At 42.5% G+C, this 21343-nt stretch carries 20 protein-coding genes and 2 pseudogenes; 8 read left to right on the top strand and 14 right to left on the bottom strand.

What is annotated here, in order from left to right:
- Nucleotides 1-94: 94 nt before the first annotated feature.
- Both AC3IRK_RS06010 and acnA read right to left on the bottom strand, forming a co-directional pair.
- Nucleotides 95-559 (bottom strand): DUF3939 domain-containing protein, encoded by a 465-nt coding sequence (locus tag AC3IRK_RS06010; RefSeq protein ID WP_131973070.1) that lies wholly within the window; start codon nucleotides 557-559, stop codon nucleotides 95-97.
- A 67-nt stretch (nucleotides 560-626) separates the two neighbouring features.
- Nucleotides 627-3350: an aconitate hydratase AcnA gene (gene acnA, locus AC3IRK_RS06005; RefSeq protein ID WP_188005338.1), complete on the bottom strand. Its 2724-nt coding sequence runs from the start codon at nucleotides 3348-3350 to the stop codon at nucleotides 627-629.
- A 255-nt stretch (nucleotides 3351-3605) separates the two neighbouring features.
- Here acnA and AC3IRK_RS06000 point away from each other — a divergent pair, with 255 nt between their 5' ends.
- The 3 genes and pseudogenes from AC3IRK_RS06000 to AC3IRK_RS05990 all read left to right on the top strand — a co-directional run bounded on the left by AC3IRK_RS06000 (nucleotide 3606) and on the right by AC3IRK_RS05990 (nucleotide 5565).
- Complete coding sequence (locus AC3IRK_RS06000) at nucleotides 3606-4103, top strand: hypothetical protein (RefSeq protein WP_489170504.1); 498 nt, start codon at nucleotides 3606-3608, stop codon at nucleotides 4101-4103.
- 570 nt (nucleotides 4104-4673) lie between these two features.
- Nucleotides 4674-4802 (top strand): annotated as a pseudogene (locus AC3IRK_RS05995) (winged helix-turn-helix transcriptional regulator); the annotation flags it as partial.
- A 40-nt stretch (nucleotides 4803-4842) separates the two neighbouring features.
- Nucleotides 4843-5565 carry an NADPH-dependent F420 reductase gene (locus AC3IRK_RS05990; protein WP_131973072.1) on the top strand — a complete coding sequence of 241 codons (723 nt, stop codon included), beginning with the start codon at nucleotides 4843-4845 and terminating at the stop codon, nucleotides 5563-5565.
- Between the two features lie 326 nt (nucleotides 5566-5891).
- On the opposite strand, the gene AC3IRK_RS05985 is transcribed toward AC3IRK_RS05990, so the two are convergent.
- The 8 genes and pseudogenes from AC3IRK_RS05985 to AC3IRK_RS05950 all read right to left on the bottom strand — a co-directional run bounded on the left by AC3IRK_RS05985 (nucleotide 5892) and on the right by AC3IRK_RS05950 (nucleotide 13979).
- Nucleotides 5892-7328: a DHA2 family efflux MFS transporter permease subunit gene (locus tag AC3IRK_RS05985; protein ID WP_188005337.1), complete on the bottom strand. Its 1437-nt coding sequence runs from the start codon at nucleotides 7326-7328 to the stop codon at nucleotides 5892-5894.
- Between the two features lie 148 nt (nucleotides 7329-7476).
- Complete coding sequence (locus AC3IRK_RS05980) at nucleotides 7477-8814, bottom strand: NtaA/DmoA family FMN-dependent monooxygenase (protein ID WP_489170503.1); 1338 nt, start codon at nucleotides 8812-8814, stop codon at nucleotides 7477-7479.
- A gap of 373 nt (nucleotides 8815-9187) precedes the next feature.
- Nucleotides 9188-9613, bottom strand: a complete 426-nt coding sequence (locus AC3IRK_RS05975; protein WP_489170502.1) for a MarR family winged helix-turn-helix transcriptional regulator — start codon at nucleotides 9611-9613, stop codon at nucleotides 9188-9190.
- Between the two features lie 308 nt (nucleotides 9614-9921).
- The gene (locus AC3IRK_RS05970; RefSeq protein ID WP_489170501.1) at nucleotides 9922-11223 is read right to left on the bottom strand and encodes an MFS transporter; all 1302 of its coding nucleotides are present in this window, start codon (nucleotides 11221-11223) and stop codon (nucleotides 9922-9924) included.
- A 16-nt stretch (nucleotides 11224-11239) separates the two neighbouring features.
- Nucleotides 11240-11857 carry a flavodoxin family protein gene (locus tag AC3IRK_RS05965; protein WP_489170500.1) on the bottom strand — a complete coding sequence of 206 codons (618 nt, stop codon included), beginning with the start codon at nucleotides 11855-11857 and terminating at the stop codon, nucleotides 11240-11242.
- A 139-nt stretch (nucleotides 11858-11996) separates the two neighbouring features.
- Nucleotides 11997-12617: pseudogene (locus AC3IRK_RS05960) on the bottom strand (NAD(P)H-binding protein).
- Nucleotides 12617-13483, bottom strand: a complete 867-nt coding sequence (locus AC3IRK_RS05955) for an aldo/keto reductase (RefSeq protein WP_489170499.1) — start codon at nucleotides 13481-13483, stop codon at nucleotides 12617-12619. The pseudogene AC3IRK_RS05960 and the gene AC3IRK_RS05955 overlap by 1 nt, the downstream one beginning before the upstream one ends.
- 76 nt (nucleotides 13484-13559) lie before the next feature.
- The gene (locus AC3IRK_RS05950) at nucleotides 13560-13979 is read right to left on the bottom strand and encodes a MerR family transcriptional regulator (protein WP_489170498.1); all 420 of its coding nucleotides are present in this window, start codon (nucleotides 13977-13979) and stop codon (nucleotides 13560-13562) included.
- Between the two features lie 902 nt (nucleotides 13980-14881).
- On the opposite strand from AC3IRK_RS05950, the gene AC3IRK_RS05945 reads away from it, so the two are divergent.
- From AC3IRK_RS05945 to AC3IRK_RS05930, 4 genes are all read left to right on the top strand, one after another.
- Nucleotides 14882-15619, top strand: coding sequence for an alpha/beta hydrolase (locus tag AC3IRK_RS05945; RefSeq protein WP_489170497.1), 738 nt, complete (start codon nucleotides 14882-14884; stop codon nucleotides 15617-15619).
- Between the two features lie 205 nt (nucleotides 15620-15824).
- Complete coding sequence (locus AC3IRK_RS05940; RefSeq protein ID WP_489170496.1) at nucleotides 15825-16259, top strand: MarR family winged helix-turn-helix transcriptional regulator; 435 nt, start codon at nucleotides 15825-15827, stop codon at nucleotides 16257-16259.
- Nucleotides 16260-16317: 58 nt separating this feature from the next.
- Entirely contained in the window at nucleotides 16318-17301 is a 984-nt protein-coding gene (locus tag AC3IRK_RS05935; protein ID WP_131973091.1) for a ring-cleaving dioxygenase, read from the top strand.
- Between the two features lie 78 nt (nucleotides 17302-17379).
- Nucleotides 17380-17922 carry an NADPH-dependent FMN reductase gene (locus AC3IRK_RS05930; protein WP_131502952.1) on the top strand — a complete coding sequence of 181 codons (543 nt, stop codon included), beginning with the start codon at nucleotides 17380-17382 and terminating at the stop codon, nucleotides 17920-17922.
- Nucleotides 17923-18004: 82 nt separating this feature from the next.
- Here the strand turns inward: AC3IRK_RS05930 and AC3IRK_RS05925 are convergent, their stop codons facing one another.
- From AC3IRK_RS05925 to AC3IRK_RS05915, 3 genes are read right to left on the bottom strand one after another with little or no spacing between them, the layout of a single operon-like run.
- A complete protein-coding gene (locus tag AC3IRK_RS05925; protein WP_489170495.1) occupies nucleotides 18005-18766 on the bottom strand; it encodes a hypothetical protein in 762 nt (253 codons plus the stop codon).
- A 39-nt stretch (nucleotides 18767-18805) separates the two neighbouring features.
- Nucleotides 18806-18976 carry a hypothetical protein gene (locus tag AC3IRK_RS05920; protein ID WP_160168617.1) on the bottom strand — a complete coding sequence of 57 codons (171 nt, stop codon included), beginning with the start codon at nucleotides 18974-18976 and terminating at the stop codon, nucleotides 18806-18808.
- Between the two features lie 54 nt (nucleotides 18977-19030).
- Entirely contained in the window at nucleotides 19031-19525 is a 495-nt protein-coding gene (locus tag AC3IRK_RS05915) for a cysteine hydrolase family protein (RefSeq protein WP_026828710.1), read from the bottom strand.
- Between the two features lie 109 nt (nucleotides 19526-19634).
- On the opposite strand from AC3IRK_RS05915, the gene AC3IRK_RS05910 reads away from it, so the two are divergent.
- Nucleotides 19635-20126 carry a GNAT family N-acetyltransferase gene (locus AC3IRK_RS05910; protein ID WP_131502954.1) on the top strand — a complete coding sequence of 164 codons (492 nt, stop codon included), beginning with the start codon at nucleotides 19635-19637 and terminating at the stop codon, nucleotides 20124-20126.
- A 21-nt stretch (nucleotides 20127-20147) separates the two neighbouring features.
- Here AC3IRK_RS05910 and AC3IRK_RS05905 read toward each other — a convergent pair whose 3' ends face one another.
- Nucleotides 20148-21338 carry an RtcB family protein gene (locus tag AC3IRK_RS05905; RefSeq protein ID WP_188005327.1) on the bottom strand — a complete coding sequence of 397 codons (1191 nt, stop codon included), beginning with the start codon at nucleotides 21336-21338 and terminating at the stop codon, nucleotides 20148-20150.
- Between the last annotated feature and the right edge of the window lie 5 nt (nucleotides 21339-21343).

Here is a 21343-nt window from a genome sequence, read left to right as displayed (position 1 = left end):
TTTGAACAATTGATTCTGTTTCGAATCGTTCTGATCCCTTCCTTGACGAAACACAAAAGGTGAACTGCCCGTCGATCCGGCAGCCCACCTTGATTTAATCTGTTTTCGGTTCGAGTGAGACAATCATCGACTCATCGACGAGGTAATACGTTTGATGGGGCAACTCCCGTAAATAGCCTTGCTCAAACAGCTTCGCACAATCGACCTGGAACGTCTTCGAGTACGGTTTGAGGGGTAATTTCCGTTCTTTGTCAAAATACCGGTCGACCGCGACCTGAACATGATCCATTTCATAGACCGTCAAATGATCTTTCGCTTCCATGATCGTAAACGTTTCCCGTGACATATAGAAGACCTGCGTCGAGCGGGCACCGAGATAGGGCGCAAGTTGCGTTAAATCAATCCGTTGTTCTTCATCGAGCAGAATCGTCCGGTTCGTCCCTTTCGGCAACGCCAGTTCAAAATCGTGCGTCGCCCGTTTGACTTCATCGAGCGTGACGTCGCGAACCGGCAGCTCGGGTTCTTCTTTTGCTTGAAACCATTTCTTGAATCGGTTCACGGTCTCGCCCCTTTCTGCATCAAAAAAGGTGGGGTTTACCCCCACCTCAAACGTTAATGTAAACGGTTTAGTTTTGCAAGCGTTCGCGGAGAACCATTGGTAAGATTCCGCCGTGACGGTAGTAATCGATATCGACTTCCGAATCAAAACGAGCGATTGCTTCGAACTTCGTGACTTTTCCGTCTGCAGCTGTCGCTGTAACTTCGACGACGTCACGTGGACGAACCGACTCGTCGATCGCGATACTGATTGATTCCTCACCTGTTAAGCCGAGCGATTCAGCTGATGTGCCGGCTGCGTATTGAAGCGGCAGGACACCCATCATGACGAGGTTCGAACGGTGAATCCGCTCAAAGCTCTCTGCGATGACGGCTTTGACACCAAGAAGGTTTGTCCCTTTCGCTGCCCAGTCACGTGATGAACCCATCCCGTAATCTTTACCGGCGAGGATGACAAGACCTGTACCATCTTCTTTGTACTTCATCGCAGCGTCGTACATCGCCATCGTTTCGCCTGTCGGCCAGTACGTCGTGAAGCCGCCTTCTGTACCCGGAGCGACCTGGTTACGGATCCGGATGTTCGCGAATGTTCCGCGCATCATGATCTCGTGGTTACCACGGCGTGAACCGTATGAGTTGAAGTCTTTTGGTGCGACACCTTTGCTGACAAGGTATTGTCCGGCTGGTGTCGTTTTCGAGAATGAACCGGCTGGTGAGATGTGGTCTGTCGTGACAGAATCCGCAAACTTACCGAAGACACGGAGATCGTTCAATGCTTCGACGTGACCGGCTTCTTTCGCCAAGTTCTCGAAGAACGGCGGGTTTTGGATGTATGTCGACTCTTCGTCGAAGTCATACTGATCGCCCGTCGGCACATCAAGGTTGTTCCAACGTTCGTTTCCTGTGAAGACCGAATCGTACTCGGCACGGAAGCTTTCCGGTGTGACGACCGTGTTGATGATCGTTTGGATTTCGTCACGTGACGGCCAGATGTCCGCGAAGAAGACTTCTTGTCCGTCTTTGCCTGTTCCGAGTGACGCGTTCATGATGTCGACGTCGACCGTTCCGGCAATCGCGTACGCGACGACGAGTGGTGGTGATGCCAGGTAGTTGGCTTTGACGAGCGGATGAACCCGTCCTTCGAAGTTCCGGTTTCCTGAGAGGACAGACGAGACGAGCAGGTCTGATCCGAGGATTGCGTTTTCGACGGCAAGGTCAAGCGGACCTGAGTTTCCGATACATGTCGTACAACCGTAACCGACTGTGTTGAAGCCGAGTTGATCGAGGTACGGTTGAAGTCCTGATTTCTCAAGGTAATCCGTTACGACTTTCGATCCCGGCGCAAGTGATGTCTTGACGTATTTCGGAACCGTCAATCCGAGATCGATTGCTTTTTTCGCAACGAGTCCGGCACCGATCATGACGTACGGGTTTGATGTATTCGTACAGCTCGTGATCGCTGCGATCGCAAGGTCTCCCGTACGCATCTCAACCGCTTCGTCTTCGTATTGTACGACAGCGACTTTGCTAGCTTCTTCTTCAGCAAGACCAAAACCGGCGTTTCCTTGTGGTGCTGTCAACGCTTTTTGGAACGACGTGTGCACGTCCGTCAAATCAATCCGGTCTTGTGGACGTTTCGGTCCGGCAAGTGCAGGAACGATTGTCGACAGATCAAGTTCAACCGTCTTCGTGAACGTAGGATCTTCGTTTTGCGGCGTGTAGAACAAGCCGTTTGCTTTTGAGTAATTTTCGACTTTTTCGATCAATGCTTCGTCGCGGCCTGTCAAACGGAGGTACGTCAACGTTTCCGTATCAACCGGGAAGAATCCGCATGTCGCACCGTATTCAGGCGCCATGTTGGCGATTGTCGCGCGGTCAGACAATGACATCAAGTGAAGTGATGGTCCGAAGAACTCAACGAATTTACCGACAACGTTTTGTTGACGTAACATTTCCGTCACGCGGAGCGCAACGTCCGTTGCTGTTGTTCCAGGGTGCATTTCACCTGTGATGCGGACACCGATAACTTCAGGAACCGGGAAGAATGAAGGTTGTCCGAGCATTCCTGCTTCTGCTTCGATTCCACCGACACCCCAACCAAGGACACCGAGTCCGTTGATCATCGTTGTGTGCGAATCTGTTCCGACGAGTGTATCCGGGTAGACATCAACCGAACCGTCTGCTGTTTCTTTTTCAAGAACGACAGATGCCAAGTACTCGAGGTTTACTTGGTGGACGATTCCTGTTGCAGGCGGGACAGCACGGTAGTTATCGAAAGCGGTTGTTGCCCAGCGCAACAATTTGTAACGCTCTTCGTTCCGTTCGAACTCAAGGTCCATGTTTTCAGCAAGTGCTCCGGCAAATCCGTAAGAATCGACTTGAACCGAGTGGTCGACGACGAGATCAACCGGAACTTCCGGATTGATGACCGACGGATCTCCACCGAGGTCCTGCATCGCTTTACGGAGTGACGCGAGATCGACGACGGTCGGAACACCCGTGAAATCCTGTAAGATGACGCGTGACGGTTTGAACGGCACATCGATATCATTCGATACTTGGGCAGTTCCCCATTTCGCCAAGTTTTCGACATGCTCTTGTGTAATCGAACGACCGTCTTGTTGACGAAGGACGGATTCAAGCAGCACACGGATTGAATACGGAAGGCGTTTGACTTCCGTCAGACCGAGTTCTTCCAATTTTTCAAGGCTGTAATAGTTGTAATTTTTACCGTTAGCTTCAAACGAACGGCGTGCACCAAACACGTCTTGCGTTGGTTGCGTTTGCTTCATGCTGATTCCCCCTTTAAGTGTTGACGACATCAAGCCCCTGATACCGCTTACTTGTACAGCTCTATCATAGTATAATATGAGCCCCGTTACAATTTGAAAGAACAAAAGACCTTCAATAAGTTTTACTTATCACCTAATTGAGAAACTATATCAATCATATGCTTATGATGACACGCGCTTTCTAGTTTTTAATGGTTCTGTTACGGGTACAAGTAAATTGTAGAACGACATCAGAACTTTCTGGAGGCGGAAATTATGGCACAATATAAAAACAACGAGGCAACGCACGTCGTCACGACGATTATTTTCAACGATCTGGAAAAAGCCAAAACCGGTTTTGAGATGATCAAGGATCTCGAAGCAATCAAAGAGATTGAAATGGAACAGATGGTACTCGCCGAGCGCAACGAAACGGACGGCTTCTCGTTCATCGATGCGATCGACTTCACGCAACAGGATCAATCGTTTAAAGGCTCGTTGATCGGAATGGCGGTCGGCGTTGTCGGCGGACCGTTCGGCATGCTCGTCGGTTCCGTCGCCGGATACCTGATTGGGGCAAACCGTGACGAAAAAAACGAACGCGATTCGTTTGATTTGTTTAACCGGACACTCAACCAGATCAATCCCGACCACTACGGCGTCATCATCATCAGCGAAGTCAACGAGGATTCGGAAGCGATCAATGCGATTGCCGCGGAACTCGGAGCGACCGTGCGCCGGACAGGTGAAACGTTTACGGATGAGACGGTGTGAACTAACAATATAAGGTGTACGTTTCGTCCCCGCTTTTTCGGGGACGTTTTTGATTTCAAAGATTTTAATAGATACATATTTTCTACATTCATCGGCAAACATATCGAATGGTGCCACATCCTAAATAGTCCAAATCCATCTCATTTTCATTATTCTGCTCCTGTGTTATAATTTACTTAGCTTGCTAAATAAATAACTCGTAAATACTGATTCTTGGATGATTATTTATTCGATTAGTTTTTTTATTAATTTAAATCATACAAGTTTCTTTATAGGTGGTGAAGAAGGCCATGTAAATGCACTTAGTACAAAAGGACATTTAACGAAAGTTTGTATAGATTGGATTTAATAAAGATTTTATTAACTAAAGAAAAAAATATGTATGCGATTGCCTTAACCCAAAACATTCTATCAGAGCGTTGAAAATATTTTATTCTTTGTTATTTAAAAGATATGAGACGCTGTTTTCCGGATATTAAACATTATCTGGAAGGAATTTCTTAAGGTTCCCTCACTAACCAACTTCAGAAGTCGGAACAAGACGGAGTACTCCATCGGAAAGTATATCCAACCGTTCCACCTAAAGTAGAGTACGGCCTTACTGAAAAAGGTATAAAGTTACTTTCTGTATTAGAAATGATGAAAGCTTTCGGTAAAGAACATATAGAAAAAACGGAAGTGGAGAAATTTCAACTATAGAACGACTACTATATATGAAATCACATTAGGAGGAGAAATTATGAAATTTGGAATTATAGGTGCGGGCCCTATCGGGGCAAGTATTTCTAGAAAGTTAGTTGAACAAGGACACGATGTTAAAATTGCCGATGCTCGAGACATAAAACATTTGGAAGGAAAGGATCTTGCAGGAGTGCCTGTAAATATACAAGAGGTCATCACCAATATTGATGTTCTTTTACTTGCTCTCCCTCTCCATGTTGTTCCAAGCATTCGTTCCATCATCGATCAAGTTAGGGAGGAAGTCATCATAGTAGATACGTCCAATTACTATCCCTTTAGAGATAATGCAATTGGAGAAATTGAGAATGGAATGGTTGAGAGCGTTTGGGTTTCGAAGCAATTAGGAAGACCCATAGTCAAAGCTTTCAGCAATCAGTTAGCATATACTTTAGAAAATAAAGGAACACCTGAAGGAACTAATGGTCGCATTGCTATGGCAATTGCCGGTGATAATCTAGAACAAAAGCAATTGATTTTTGACGTAGTGAATGAACTTGGTTTTGACACAGTCGATGCCGGCTCCTTAAATGAGTCTTGGAGAGAGCAACCGGGAACTCCTGCCTATTGCACCGAATTAACAAAAGAAGAATTAACAGAAGCATTGAAAAAAGCTGATAAAGAACTAGCAGCTATTCAACGAGATAAAGTAATGGAGAAATTCTCAATGGGGATGACACATGAGGACATTGTGAGGATGAATCGCGAAACATATACCCTCTAATTCAAGTACCCTTAATTGTCCTTTCAATTAAATCAAAGTCATCGTGTGCTAACTAATGAATGAATCTAAGGTTTTTTCAACTGACCTTAACACCCTTAGTTGATCACGTTTCATTTATTCCTCAATATGAGTGGAAAATGAAGGTCTGTAGCTTAAACGACAGCTACAGACCTTCATTTTTTGTATTTTCCTTTTTTTAAAGTGAATTTCTCACTAAAAATCAATTACTTAAATGCTTGACTGAATAAAATCAATTTGCTGTAACTTAACACTTTTCTTAAGCACAATTTAATATTCCATATTCCGAGCCCTTACATTCTCCTCTATCAATGTGACGAATTTGTTAATTGACGTCGAATTACGACACGACGGATAAAGAATCCTAAAAGCAGACCCACCAATGCAACTACTGTCGCAAATATAAAGACATTGTGCAATCCTGAAACCATCGCATTGGCGATTTCTACTGGATGAGTTGGTTCTGAAGAACTGTGTAGATAATTATCCATACCACCTGTCAAAATACTAACGGCTACTGCCGTACCTACTGCCCCAATAACTTGTTGGAGCGTATTCATAATTGCTGTACCGTGAGCATATAATTCCGGTGGCAATTGATTTAATCCGTTCGTTTGAGAAGGCATCCAGATCATTGCAATCCCAACCATTAAACCGACATGTAAAGCTACAATAAATATTACGGATGAAGCAATGGTTAACGTAGTAAAAAACCATAACATCGTCGTGACAAGAAGAAGCCCTGGGATGACGAGCCATTTCGGTCCGAATTTATCAAACAACCGACCGATAAATGGGGAAAGTAGCCCGTTTAACGCACTGCCAGGTAGTAGCATAAGCCCCGCAATAAAAACAGAAAGTCCAGCTCCTGTTTGCAGGAACATAGGCAGAATAATCATGCTAGACATAATAATCAACATACTCATCATTACCAGAAGTAGTCCTAACACATACATTGGATACTTGAAAACTTTCAAATTCAGCATCGGTTCTTTCATCGAGTTCTGGCGTAGCACAAAGAAGAATAAGGAAATAAGCCCAATGACGATAGATGTGACAACGATCATACTGCTCCATCCTTCTTCCCCTTCCCCAGCTTTACTGAAACCAAAAACCACTCCTCCAAAACCTACCGTTGATAATAAAACAGATAGCAAATCGATGTGCGGTTTCGTTACTTCAGTCACATTTTCTAAAAACTTAAGGCCGATTAAAAGCCCAACGACTAGGAAGGGAAGGGATATCCAGAAGATGTAATTCCAAGCTAAGTATTCGATTAAAAGTCCACCAATAGTAGGTCCCGTTGCCGGTGCAAACATGATGACTAGTCCGACAAACCCCATAGCCGCTCCCCGTTTTTCAGGTGGATAGATGACCAAAATAGTATTAAACATAAGTGGGAGAAGCATGCCCATACCCACAGCCTGTAGGACGCGGGCAATCATAAGCATTTCAAAACTGAAAGCAAGGGCCCCAATCAATGTGCCTGCTATTAAACTGATCAATGAATATACGAATAGTTGTCTTGTCGTAAACATTTGTAATAACAAGCCGCTGATTGGCATCAAAATACCGAGTGTTAGCAAGAATCCAGTCGTAAGCCACTGTGCCGTTGCCGCTGAAATTTGAAAGACGTCCATTAAATTTACCATTGCGATATTTAAGGCGGTTTCACTGAACATACCCACAAAACCGACCATGAGAAGCGATGCCATGATGGCACGCGTATTGTATTGTTTCTTCATTTTTATCTCCTATTAATTTAATATTTTTTACAACTCATTCTTCATTAGAAATAGAAAATCTTAATCAGCTAGTTATTAATTTTCATGTATTTTCAATACCTGAAACAACTATCAAGAAGGATTTCTTAGAACTTTCTTCTTTACTAAATTATTTATTTTCCATACTTCCATACTGATAAGGGACACCCATATTTTCGCGCAATGTATTTCCTTCGTAATCCTTATGGAACAATCCTCGTTCCTGTAAGATTGGTACAACCTGCTCCACGAAATCCGCTACGCCATCGTGAGCGATATCTGGAACAATCGAGAATCCGTCACAAGCACCGGCCAAGAACCATTCTTCTAAGAAATCAGCCACTTGTAACGCTGTACCTGCTACTACCGGATGATAATTGATGACACCATGTGCCAAAACATCTCGAATGGACAATCCTTGTTTCAGCAACTGCACAGCTCTAGGAGATCTTGGATCCTGTGGGTTAGCATAGGCTCGATGTAGCAAGTCAATTGGCAAGGGTTGGTCGATATCTATTGTATCTACCGATAGTCGCAACCCCACCATGGAGCCTAGATAGCTCACCCGGCTTGGAATTTCCTCCGGATTAAAACTCATCAATTGTCTTCGGCGTTCTAATCCTTCTTCTTCCGTGGCGCCTAAAGAGAACATAAAACCGGTATACATTTTAACGTCATCCGGGTTTCTACCAAAACGAACCGCACTTTGTCGAAGGGCTTGTCTGTGTTGCCGTGCCGACTCGATATCATAAGGGTTCGCATAGACACCGGATGCATATTTCCCCGCTAACTCCAAGCCTTCAGTTCCACCACCGGCTTGGAAAATCACTGGCTGTCCCTGTTCCGATGGCGGAATGGGTAATGGACCACGAGAGGCATAATACTGACCTTTGAGATTAATTGGCTGAATCTTATCCATGTTAGCAAATTCGCCACCTTTTGGATCCAATGTCCAAGCGTCTGGTTGCCAACTTCCCCAGAGTGCCTGGACAATTTGAATCGATTCATGCGCTTTGTCATATCGTTCTTTTCGATTGGCAACCTGCATACCAAAGTTCGCTGCCGCTGCGGGAGTGGATGATGTCACAGCATTCCAACCTACGCGTCCATGACTAATGACATCCAGTGCCTTGAACTGGCGAGCTATATTATAGGGATAATTGAACGTCGTGGAATAGGTTGCCACAAGTCCGATATGCGTTGTTTCCCTTGCTACAGCCATGAGGGCCAGCATGGGGTCCATCGGGAAACTGGGTGTCTGTGGACCCAAATCAACAGTCAAGGCAGGTGTATCTGCTATGAAAATCATCTGAAATTTTCCTTTTTCAGCTATCTTCGCCCGCTCTACATAATTGTCCAGATTGGTATAGGCTGCCGGATCCGTTCCTGGTGTTCTCCAGGCACTAAATTCAGCCCCATAACCAGAAACCATTTGTAGTGCTAATTGCATTTCTTTATGTTTTGTCATACTGGTATTCTCCTTTGTTTTTTGATTATCTTTAATTATCCTGCACTTAAATCTTACGTTCATTTCTTTCTGTATAAGCTAGTTGAATAAGCTTTATCGGACAAAATATTCCGTTAATTATGCCCTCTGCCATTTCGTTTCGAGGTCTGAAGTTGCTGATAGATACAAACTTCTGAAGTAAGTTCTACCGCAGGTAATCGGGTACTCTTTTTGAGTGTATATACCTTAAATTTTTTTTCGGACTTACTCTTAAACTACCCCGAATTTATTTAGTCTGCTAAATAAATGTTTTCTAGTCATTCAAAATAATGGTTCTACATGACTAATACTAACTGTTTTTATTTAGCTTACTAAACAAATAACTAGAGAGAACTTAAAATAAATTTCTCTCCATCCGTTTCATTAAATCTCTTAATATCAGCCTTTCTTCCTTGGAAATTCCATTAAGTAATTTTTCTTGTTGTTGCTTCCATTTGAAATCCACCGGTTTTTCTAACTTTTTTCCTTCGTCCGTTAAATAAATCCTCATAACCCTGCCATCTTTTTCATCCCGTTTACGCATTATAAAGCCATTTTGTTCAAGCGATTTAACCATATTGGTGACCGTAGGTGGTTCGCATTTTAAATGATCACACAATTGCATTTGAGTAATTCCATCTCCTGTCCATAAACGGGCGAGCAGGTTGTCCTGCCCAACGTAGAGATTAATTTCTCTTAAGCTTTCACTATAATCCCGACGCATCTTGGATGATACTTTATCTAATGACTCACGGATATCACAATCTACGGAGACCTTCATATATTTACCCTCCACTAGTGATGATATATTTAGCTTACTAAACATATCATCATAAAAATCTACTGTCAAACAATATTTATCGACCGTTTTATATAATGATTTTTTAATTTTCAGTTCTAGAGAAAATCAGTGTTTAACTTTTTAAAATTGATTTTGAAAAATTGAAAGGGAGAGATTGCTTTTTTAGCGTTCTCTCCCTTCGAGGTGAAGTGTTAGTTCATCTTTTTGTCATATAGGTAATAGTTTCAATAACTGTATATTTTTTTCTTAATTATTAATTTAATCATTTTTGCTCTCTTAGGAAGTAATCAATATTTCTTTTGATTCACAAAAATAGAAACCACCAGTATAGAAATAAGTGTAAATAACGTCATGAACCAAATTTTGCTAGAAAACTCATTAGTAGTCGAGAGAATTAAAGATAAGCCGATCGGCCCTCCGATTTGATGCATGGTATTTGTAACACCACTCGCAATACCAGCCAGTTCAGTTGGCGCTTCATGAACGCCTGCTGAGGTGACCGGTGCTAAAATCAGTCCTTGCCCCAATCCCAGTATCAGCATAGGAATGAGAATAGTACGCCAATAACCATTGGCTGGATTAGAGAAAGCAAGTAAAATCAACCCAGTTACTAATATCACCTCACCGATAAGCAAAACTTTCCCATTCCCGAATTTTGAGATTAATCGTGGTAATTGCATGGCTATGATAAAATTGACGATTGTCAGAGGTAAAAATGCCAAACCCGACTGTAAGGCCGAAAAGCCATATTGATTCTGCATCATTTGCGGCAAAAAGAACCAGAATGGCAACATTGCCATCATAAATAGAAGTCGTGTGACATAGGCACCAGATCGTATCTTATTTTTAAAGAGAGATAATGGCAAAATGGGATATGGAGTGTTTCTTTCCCATAAGATGAATAAGCCTAAGATAAGCATACCGCCAATGACGAATAAACCTTTGCTTTCTGCCAATCCATATATGATACCAATTAGCCCTGTGATTGATAATAAACTACCTAAATAATCAATGCGTTCTTTTCGTCGTTCTGAATTTTCTACGTACCTTACAGTTAAGAAAAACAGAAGAAGCGTGAACGGTACATTGATCAGGAAACCGGCCCGCCAAGAAATCAAACTAGTCAATCCACCGCCAACTAATAAACCGACACTCGAACCAATTCCTGCTGTTGCGCCATAATAAGAAATAGCACGCTGTCTCATCTTGTTCTGATACGCATCCATGATCAAGGCAAGGGTTGTAGGTGCAATAATCGAGCTACCAATCCCTTGAATCGCACGCATCGCAATCACCATCTCAGGTGTTCTTGATAGACCTATGATTAGTGAACTGAATCCAAAGATGAACAGCCCAAACAAAAAAACACGTTTTCTTCCAAACAAATCAGAAAGCCGCCCATTTAGAAGTAAGAAGCCTCCGAATGTGAGCGTATATGCACTCGATACCCAGGAAAGTGATGCGGCAGACAAGCCCAAGATTTCTCCCATCTCAACTGAACTAGTAAAAATAATCGAGTTATCCATTAATATTAAAAAGTAAGATAGTAATGTAATTGGTAAGATGGCTCCAAATTTTTCTGTATTCAACTTTTCTAACTTCTTTCTATCTTTTTAATTGTTTGATTCTCTCTAGCCAAACATCGATTTCCTTTGATACCTTTGCTTTATTTTCACCTTTAATTGCAAGCATGATCCCGTTGGTTTCTTCTCCCCCTTTTACAGTATATCCGTCTAGAACTTTCGCTCCTTGAGTACCGGCATTTATCTGTCTAAAAGTTGAGCCAGGACCGTAACCGCCATTCGTGTTAAATGGAATCACTGTTTTCCCTTTGAAATTATAACTATCTAAAAATGAAACTACTGATTGAGGTAAAGCCATGTTCCATGTGGGCGTTCCGATAAAAATACGATCATAGTTCTCAAAGTTAGGAATGGTTGTTTTTAATCCTGGTAGGGTGTCAACCTCTTGTTCTTGTGCATTCTGTTCTACTTCCATTCTGTAATCCGTTGGTCTTGCGTCCTTTGTTTCAATCTGTACGAGATCTCCACCCACTTTTTCTTTGATAAGTTCAGCAACTGCCTTAGTATTCCCCGTCCTTGAATAATAGACAATCAATGTTTTGGAATTTTTTATAGTTGTTCCTTCCTTTTCCTTCTCATTTATTGTTTTTGATAGAAGAATGAACCCAAAGATAATGACGCATACAACTGTTATTAGCAAGAAAATGTATTGTTTCTTAATTATCTAAATCGCCACCTTTGTACCGTATTTCCACCTCTATAAAAAGGCTGTGACATAGTCACAATAATGGACTATGTCACAGTTTTTTCTATTCATCTTACTGATTATTTTACATCCATCAATAAAAATCAGGTTTCGGTTTATTTTCTGAACCAGGTTCCCATAATCCGATACTTGCTCGGACATCGTTTCGTTCACCTATAATATTATCGATAATAAATTGAGCAATCGCCTGTCTTGTAATTTGAGCGCCTAAAAATGGTTCACCTTTGGGACTTGCGACATAATCCTTTAGTTTGCCGTTATATAACCAAGTCATCCGCATATACGTATAATCTAAATCACTTGCTTCAAGTGCTTATACTCCACGGTTATGAGCAACCGATCCACCCATCATTCGACTATTCCATGTGGCAAAAGGTTCCGCAACTTCGCCGTACACGCTTAATACACCGGCTTGAATAATACGCTTAACACCAGTTTGATGCATGGCTTCAATGACTGCTCTTGTTATTTTTTTATTATCAAAATTCATATAGATAACCTCTTGGTTTTTCATGGCATTCACCAACTCTGATACATTCCCTGCATCACCAGAAATCTTTGTTACGTCCGGATAGGATAGACTAGTTGCCCGCCGACCAAACAATGTTACGTTTAGATCAGCTTGTTCTAGCAATAGTGGTATCAATACTTCTGGAATTTGTCCACCTGCGCCAATGATTAGGATATTTTTCATCATTTTTCTGTTTCCACCATACGATTCATGAACCATTCAACTTGTTGTGGCGCATCATGATCAAAGAAAGCTGATTCTTTCATATCTAAGGCAGCTATTTTTTCAATATCTTCTTTTGAAAGTTCAAAATCAAAGATGTTAATGTTTTCAGCCATTCGTTCCGGACGAACAGATTTAGCCAGTGCGACAATTCCTCGTTGCATTAACCAGCGAAGCACAACTTGTCCAATAGTTTTGCCATACTGTTCTCCGATTTCTGCTAATACAGGATTTGTGAATAGATCGTGAAGTCCTTCTGCAAAAGGAGCCCAAGCCTCTACTTGTACATCAAATTTTTCATGCCATTCTTGATCTTCCATTCTTTGATTCCAAGGATTCACTTCAATTTGATTGATTTGAGGCTTCACTTCATTCAGCCCAATGAATTCAATCATCTTAGCTGCTTTGAAATTTGAAACACCAATCGCACGCAATTTACCTACTTTTTGTGCTGCAACCATTGCTCTCCATGCTCCATAAACATCACCGTACGGTTGGTGAATAAGATAAAGATCAAGATAGTCTAACCCCATAGTATGAATAGAGTGTTCGATCGTTTCAGTTGCTTTAGATTCCGGTGCTTGTAAAATAAATAACTTAGAGGTAATGAAAAGTTCTTCGCGTGTAACAAGCCCTTCGTCAATTGCTCGTTTAATTCCCTCGCCCGTCTCTTTTTCATTTCCATAAATAGAAGCCGTATCGATTAAACGATATCCTACTTTGATTGCTTGATAAACTGCTTCAGCTGTTTCATTCAATGGAATTTGATAAACGCCAAACCCTAATTGTGGTATTTCCACGCCGTTATTTAATTTGATAGTTTGCATGTTGATTTCCTCCTCTAGTTTCGATTACATTATTTATCCTAAACCTTGTAGTTAAGTCCATAGCAAGGGAAACGTTTTATTTTTTCCACTCCCACAATTTTTCGGCTTGATCTGCTGACATTTCACCCGTCTTGAATTTTGCAATATGCTCATCATACGTTTCAATTTTATAAACGAGTAACTCCCTCACTTCTTGCATTACAGATAACTTTTTATCCAGCTCCTCCAACTGATCAAATAAAATCTGTTTCTGAGCTTCTTCTACATTTTGCGTTTTTCTTAATTCGGCCAACTGGGCAAACTCAATTAAGGATTCAACCGTTAATCCGGCACTACGCAAATTCTTAGCTAAATAAATCCAATTTAAATCGTTTGTCTTATAGTCACGATATCCACTAGCATTTCGGTGAACAGGTGGGATAACACCTACTCGTTCATAATAACGAAGTGTATCCACACTTAAACCAAACATTTTAGCTGCCTTTTGGATATTCATCGATTATTCCTCCTTGCTTTTCATAAACCATAATAAACCTTTGACCTAACTCCAATGCAAGACCATAGTTGTAATTAAAAACCGCATTCTTATAAGGTCGATTTCTTTATTCATACGCCCATTTAGAGAATGTTTTATATCTTTCAAAGAATAGAAAGTTGTATGATCTTTTATCTTTTTAAACATCAAACCACCGTTTTATATAATTACAATACAAGATAATAAAGGATTAGTTTGCTTTTGCTCTTTTATTATCAAGAGAAATTATTCTCCTTAAAATTCCTTATAACTATCTATCTTCACCTTTTTTTATCCCCCCAAAAAAGAGTACCGTTTTGAAAACGGCACTCTTTTCAGATTGTAGACAAACCCTCATTTCAACGTTGAAATGAGGGTTTGTCTACAATCTGATACACCTTTTAAAAGGTGTATGATTACGATTCTGCAAATCTGTAAATGGACAAATGTAAAGAAGTACAAATATGTAATCCGTCAAAAATGCATGTACGGAGGCAGAATCCCCCTTGTTTTCAATGAATGAGGTTTAAAGCGTAGTAGGCTGCACCTAAGAAATGATGAAGAAATGTTACCAGAGCCATTAACCCGGTTAGCAGTACAGAGAATATCTTCACCATCCGCTTAAAGAAATTTAGTTTCTCCATAAGGGAATCACTTTCCTTTCAGTAGTTTCGCAATATCCTACTAAAATCAAATGGAGAATAATCGGACTAGAGCTCCTTAAACCGTTCTATATATCGTTTACGCATAGTATGAATAGGCACAGTTTAACATTCTACACGAGGCGTTATGCGTTTTTTTGTGTTTCAGTTAGGTGTTGCACTTAATATTACAATTCATCTTATAATAAATAATAAAAACTATGAAATGAGGAATTCCTTTCCATGAAACTATTGCCCCCAAAATCTTTCTATTACGAAAGCGGCGAACGAGCTGTTCTGCTCTTGCATTCCTTCACCAGTAATCCGAACGACATGAAAAAGCTTGGCCGCTACTTGCAACAAAATCAGTATTCCTGCTACGCTCCGATACTGAGTGGACACGGTTTATCGGCAGAAGAACTTCTGAACTACGGACCAGCCGACTGGTGGCAAGATGTTCTCGACGGTTATCAGCTGTTGAAAGACAAAGAATTTAAACATATAGCGGTCGTCGGTCTCTCACTGGGTGGTGTTCTTGCTTTAAAAACGGCACAGGAGTTGCAGATAAAAGGTGTTGTCACTCTGTCCGTACCGATGGATAAAGAAGCAGCCGTCCTAAAGAAACGAATCGTTTATTACGCCAAGCGCTATAAACAGATCGAAGGAAAAGAGGACCCACAGATTGCCTCTGAAATGGCTGAACTGGATCTCCTGCCTTTTGAATCGCTGACCGACTTCGAACAACTCATTAACCGGACGCGAGACCATTTAGCCTCCGTAGTATCTCCTGTTTGCGTGATGTACGGGGAAATGGATGATTCCTCATACAAGACGAGTGCCGAAACGATTTTCGAAAGCGTAGCTTCGGATCAAAAGACGATAAAAGGATATGCGAATTCAAAACATTTAATGACGTTAGGAAAAGACATGAACGCAGTCAATCAAGACATTCTTGCGTTTTTAAATAAACTGAACTGGTAAAATGTTTACCCACTCTAAAGGCAGCCCGGACTTTGCGGGTTGCCTCTTTTCATACTGCTGCATTAATCCAATCCATATCAGGCATTAGACAAATGAACTGCCTGCAATCAGAAACCAATCAAAACGATTGACGTACCAAAATATAGATGGTATATTTATCTCGAATTAAAGATATATGAATTGAAGATAAAAAGAGGTGAACGAAATGAAACAGCCGAATCCGAACCTAAAAGCATTGACTGTCATGGTACGTGCAGTCGACGCGCTTCATGAAGTCATTAAACAGGATGTTGCGAAGTCCGGACTAAATCCGACAGATTTTTCCGTACTCGAGTTGCTGTATCACAAAGGAAGGCAGCCAATTCAACTAATCGGGAAAAAAGTATTGATTACGAGCGGCAGCATCACCTATGTCATCGATAAGCTTGAAAAAAAAAATTACGTCGCCCGCAAAGCATGTCCGGAGGATCGGCGTGTGACATTTGCGGAACTCACCACAGAAGGTCAAAGCTTAATGGATACGATTTTTCCGGAACATGAAAAAGCCATTAATCAGGTTTTCCAAGGTATTGATCCATCGGAAATCGAATCGTTTATTAAGACCGCTAAAAAAATAGGCTATCAGGCACAAAACCATTAAAAAATTTTAACGATATATCTCGAATTCGAGATAAAAAAAGACTAAGGGAGAGATTTATATGAACGAATTAAAAGGAATCCACCACGTAACAGCCATCACGAGCAGTGCAGAGAAAAATTATGCATTCTTCACAAACGTATTAGGCATGCGTTTAGTCAAGAAAACAGTTAATCAGGATGACATTCAGACGTACCATTTATTCTTCGCCGACGACAAAGGATCTGCCGGTACCGATATGACATTCTTTGATTTCCCGGGCATCCCGAGAGGAACCCACGGCACAAACGAAATCTACAAAACCGCTTTCCGCGTGCCGACGGACGAAGCACTTGCCTACTGGATCAAACGTTTTGACAAATATGACGTTAAGCATCGCGGCATTAAAGAACAATTCGGTAAAAAGACCCTCTCGTTCGTTGATTTTGATGATCAACAGTACATGCTGATTTCGGATGAACACAACGAAGGCATTGCATCCGGCATTCCGTGGCAAAACGGTCCGGTTCCATTAGAATTTGCGATCACCGGCTTAGGTCCGATTCACATCCGGATTGCCGAATTTGACCGGTTAAAAGAAGTGTTGGAAAAAGCGATGCTGATGCGGGAAATCGATAAAGCCGGATCCCTGCATCTGTTTGAAATGGGCGAAGGCGGAAACGGCGCGCAAGTCATCGTCGAACATAACCTCCTCCTTCCAAGTGGACAGCAAGGATTTGGTACCGTTCACCATGTTGCGTTCCGAGTCGAAGATACAGCCGCTTTAAATGAATGGATCAGCCGCATGCAAAACTTACGATTCAACACATCCGGCTACGTGGACCGCTTCTTCTTCGAGTCGTTGTATGCACGCGTCGCCCAAGGTATTCTGTTCGAATGGGCAACGGATGGTCCCGGCTTCCTGGGCGATGAACCGTATGAAACAGTCGGAGAGAAATTGTCCTTGCCACCGTTCCTCGAGTCGCAACGCCAGCAAATCGAACAAACGGTCCGTCCGATTGATACCGTCCGCAGCACGCGGACCATCGAAAAAGAATACCTATAAAACGGAGGAATTCACTTGAGTCTATTCAGTAAATTATTTGGTTCAAAGGAAACACCACAACAAGAGGAGGAAACGAACATGACAAAGTTAAACATTGGAATCATTTTGGGATCAACACGTGAAGGCCGCTTAAGCCCACAAGTCGGAAATTGGGTGAAAGAGCTCGCGGACAAACGCGGAGATGCCAACTATACGATCATTGACATCGCCGACTACAAATTGCCACTGCTCGGCGAAAAAGACGGCGATGCATCCGGTGCAGCTGCCTGGTCTGAAGCGATTGCCGCTCAGGATGGATTTGTGTTCATCACACAGGAATACAACCACTCGATTTCTGCTTCGTTAAAAAACGCCCTCGATTATCTCCGTGTCGAATGGAACAATAAAGCGGCCGGTATCGTCTCGTACGGTTCGGTCGGCGGTGCCCGGGCAGCAGAACATTTACGCGGGATTTTGGGCGAATTGTTGATTGCAGACGTCCGCGTCCACCCTGCCCTCTCGCTGTTCACTGACTTTGAGAATGGAGCTGTATTAAAAGCAGCACCCGTTCAGGCAGATTCCGTCAACCAAATGCTCGACCAGGTCATTCCTTGGGCCGGTGCTTTAAAAACGATCCGCTGATTATTCCATTTCCCTTAAAAAACGTTTGAAATAGAGATTAAAAATGAGAGAACTCCTTCATTCGGGAGTTCTCTCATTGGTTTTATTCGTTATCTTCCGTCCACGTATCAACATACGAAACGACGTACTCTTTTTTCGTTTGACTGTACTTTGTCTCGAAGTAATACAGGACATTCTCTTTCTGATTCAAAATGGAATACGAGTACGTCTTGTACGCCTTTGGAAAAACAGGTTGTTGTTTACCGGATTGCTTCCCGACTTTCGAATAGTCGATATACGAGACTCTTTCATGTTTCCCGATTCCTGTTCCCGTCATCACCGCATCCAACTGTTTTTTCGTCATGCCTTTTTTAATCTTTTGATCGTTATAGACACGTTTGGAATTGACAGCGGATGAGTCAAACCAATTTTTTTCAACGAGCTTTAACTGCTTACTTTGCTCTTTCGACTTAAATACAAGCAACATGCGAACGGTTTGGAACGTCATTTCATCCGGATTGTCCGATTCATTCGGTACCTTTGAATCTGGGTAAAGATAAAATTCATACTTCAAATATTTTAGCTTCCCGCTTTTATCGTATGTATTGGAATCGTTCAATTCACCACTGCATAAAAGATTAACTTTCACCTCATCCTCCGAGCGGTCACACAGATGTTTTTTATAGTTCTTGCCATACATGACTTCCGCAACACTCGTCATCGAGGCATTCAATTTCAGCTTTTTAAAGATATCGTGCTGCGTTTCTTTTTTAGTTTTTGCCGCGACTTCATTTGGTGGATAACTTGTCAATAACAGACATAACGATACAGATAACACAGTCAATACTTTAACTACGTTTCTCATGTTAAAAACCTCCTTTACTTTGCTATGCACACCTCTAGCTTATTGCTTCACGCTGATAAAAAAGTCCATGAACGTAACGAGTAACCCAACAAACGATACTGTCATTCCAATTTTAATACCCAACACGTCATTTAATCCTATCGAGCTAAAGCCGACCATCAGCGCAATTCCAAACAAAATAATGCTGATTCCCATCAAAATTAATTTCACGTTACTCCATTCCTCTCAAGCTGATTCATGATGCTTTCTGTTCAAAAGTACCAGTCAATTACGAGCTAAGTCATTGAATTGAACAATGTCACTGCCCTTTTTCGCGTAGTATTCAATCATTTCCGGCAGTTTCTTTTTGTCATAACTTGTGATGCCGTCCGTGATCACCGTCACGTCATAATCCAGTTTACGTAAATTAAAGCACGTCGATTTGACGCAAGCCGTCGCATCTCCGCCGGTCAGATAAAAGCCGGTGATGTCATGTTGCGCAATGAATGCTGCGAAATCTTCGCTTGTTAAGGCGTTCCCCTTATATTTTGTAAAAATGTGATCCGACACAATCTTTAAATCAGGTGCCAACTCGGCACCGCGTGTTCCGGTCTTAAACGTTCTGGTTCCAGCCGATAAATTCTCATGCCGGATATAGACCACATGCATATTTTGTTCGACTGCCCAGTCAATCGACTGATTAATGGTCCCGATGACTTCTTTGTAGTTTTTTGTCATGTCATTTTGAATATCGATGACGACTAAAGCTTTTTTGGACATGTGAGTTCCTCCTGATGAATAAACGGATTTTTCGTTCTGATGAATGTTTCCGGTTCCAATCGAATAACGTACACTTGAGATAAGAAACAAATTAAAGGAGGCATGCCCCGTGAAAGAAAAATACTATTTTGACGTCTTTCCTGAACTGACGAGCGAACGGCTCCTGTTAAGGGAAATCCGGTTAAGCGAAGCAAACCAAATGATTGAGATTACGGCCTATGACGGGCAACAGGCAGAAAATAGTCGCGACGTCGTCCGGATTTTGAGTCAAATTGCTCTTAATTACCTCAACGGGGATGGCATCACGTGGGGACTGTATTTAAAGTCGACCGGCGAATTCATCGGCAATTGTTGTTTTTGCAGAGGCTACCAAAACAACATCGCCGAGATTGGTTATGTACTCAAAGCGGACTTTCGGGGCCACGGCTACATGACGGAAGCCGTCAAAACAGTTACCCGCTTTGGACTGCAGGACATGAAGGTCAGACAGGTCTGTGCCTATACCGCACCTGATAACCTTGCCTCACAGTCCGTTCTCTTAACAGCCGGGTTCACGACAGGGATTTGCGACCAAGACAGTCATCAGTTCATCTGCCAGTAATATTATTCGTACTTCGTCCCATCATTTCGCTTTAAAATTATAAAGCGGCTTGATGACTTTTAATAACTCAACCGTGTCCTCTGTGTTTCGGATGATTTCTTCCATCGGTTTGTAGACAAACGGTGACTCATCGCGCGTCGATTCGACGACCGAACTCGACCAGACCTCCTGCATCGTCTCCTCAAATTCCTTCAAGTCCACTGATTTGAAGGCTTTTGAGCGGGACATGATACGTCCTGCTCCGTGTGGCGCCGAATAGTTCCAGTCCGGATTGCCTTTTCCTTTGACAATCAGTGAACCGTCGCGCATGTTCATCGGAATGATGGCGACTTCACCGGCTTGCGCTGAAATCGCACCTTTCCGGAGAATCATCTGCTCGAGATCGATGTAGTTATGGATCGTATCGAACTGTTCCGTGACCGACCAGCCCATCGCTTCAACAATGACGTCGGTCATCGCTTGACGGTTCAATGCCGCGTAGCGTTGGGCGATTTTTAAGTCATGCAGGTAGTTGTCCATATCGGAACCGGACACGTACGCCAAATCTTTATTTGTTTCATTGAACTGACTCTTCAACTCGACCAAAGTCGATTGGATATCTTGTTCACGTCCCTGTTCTTTCAGCGATGTGACGATTGTTTCTGTATCGACAGTGAATTGTGAGCTTTCCGCCAGCTTTTGATAATGCTCGGCAATCGTTTTCCCGAGGTTCCGGCTGCCGGAATGAATGACGAGATACAGATTGTTTTCCTCGTCCGTATTTAGCTCGATAAAGTGATTTCCTCCGCCTAACGTGCCGATCGATAACCGGGCGCGTGTTTCGTTAAACGGTGCCAATACTTGATCAAATGGAATCTGTTCCGACAAGCGGTGCGGCTGATTACGGACCGACATGCCACTCGGCACCAGTTCCTGAATCGTCGCATCCAGTTTGTCATAGTCGATGCCGGCTGTGTCGTTTCGTGTAATCTGTGTACATAACATCCCGCAACCGATATCCACACCGACGAGATTCGGGACAACTTTATCGTGAATCCGCATCGTTGTTCCAATGACCGACCCCTTGCCGGCGTGACAATCGGGCATAATCCGGACATTCCCGTCGACGGCAATATTTTCATTCAGCATGCCTGTCACCTGCTCAATCGTCATGTCATCGACGTTGTGGGTAAAAATCTTCGCTTCACCGTATTTTCCGCGAATCGTCTTCATATCGT

It is taken from the genome of Exiguobacterium sp. GL_137 (assembly GCF_057834585.1).
This window is presented reverse-complemented; position numbering and strand designations above follow the sequence as displayed.

Coding starts and splice junctions, on each gene's coding strand:
- AC3IRK_RS05940 (WP_489170496.1), top strand. CDS start 15,825: ATGAAACAGCCGAATCCGAACCTAAAAGCATTGACTGTCATGGTACGT.
- AC3IRK_RS05905 (WP_188005327.1), bottom strand. CDS start 21,338: ATGAAGACGATTCGCGGAAAATACGGTGAAGCGAAGATTTTTACCCAC.
- AC3IRK_RS06000 (WP_489170504.1), top strand. CDS start 3,606: ATGGCACAATATAAAAACAACGAGGCAACGCACGTCGTCACGACGATT.
- AC3IRK_RS05925 (WP_489170495.1), bottom strand. CDS start 18,766: ATGAGAAACGTAGTTAAAGTATTGACTGTGTTATCTGTATCGTTATGT.
- AC3IRK_RS05945 (WP_489170497.1), top strand. CDS start 14,882: ATGAAACTATTGCCCCCAAAATCTTTCTATTACGAAAGCGGCGAACGA.
- AC3IRK_RS05950 (WP_489170498.1), bottom strand. CDS start 13,979: ATGAATATCCAAAAGGCAGCTAAAATGTTTGGTTTAAGTGTGGATACA.
- AC3IRK_RS05985 (WP_188005337.1), bottom strand. CDS start 7,328: ATGAAGAAACAATACAATACGCGTGCCATCATGGCATCGCTTCTCATG.
- AC3IRK_RS05935 (WP_131973091.1), top strand. CDS start 16,318: ATGAACGAATTAAAAGGAATCCACCACGTAACAGCCATCACGAGCAGT.
- AC3IRK_RS05980 (WP_489170503.1), bottom strand. CDS start 8,814: ATGACAAAACATAAAGAAATGCAATTAGCACTACAAATGGTTTCTGGT.
- AC3IRK_RS05990 (WP_131973072.1), top strand. CDS start 4,843: ATGAAATTTGGAATTATAGGTGCGGGCCCTATCGGGGCAAGTATTTCT.
- AC3IRK_RS05930 (WP_131502952.1), top strand. CDS start 17,380: ATGACAAAGTTAAACATTGGAATCATTTTGGGATCAACACGTGAAGGC.
- AC3IRK_RS05955 (WP_489170499.1), bottom strand. CDS start 13,483: ATGCAAACTATCAAATTAAATAACGGCGTGGAAATACCACAATTAGGG.
- AC3IRK_RS05915 (WP_026828710.1), bottom strand. CDS start 19,525: ATGTCCAAAAAAGCTTTAGTCGTCATCGATATTCAAAATGACATGACA.
- AC3IRK_RS05975 (WP_489170502.1), bottom strand. CDS start 9,613: ATGAAGGTCTCCGTAGATTGTGATATCCGTGAGTCATTAGATAAAGTA.
- acnA (WP_188005338.1), bottom strand. CDS start 3,350: ATGAAGCAAACGCAACCAACGCAAGACGTGTTTGGTGCACGCCGTTCG.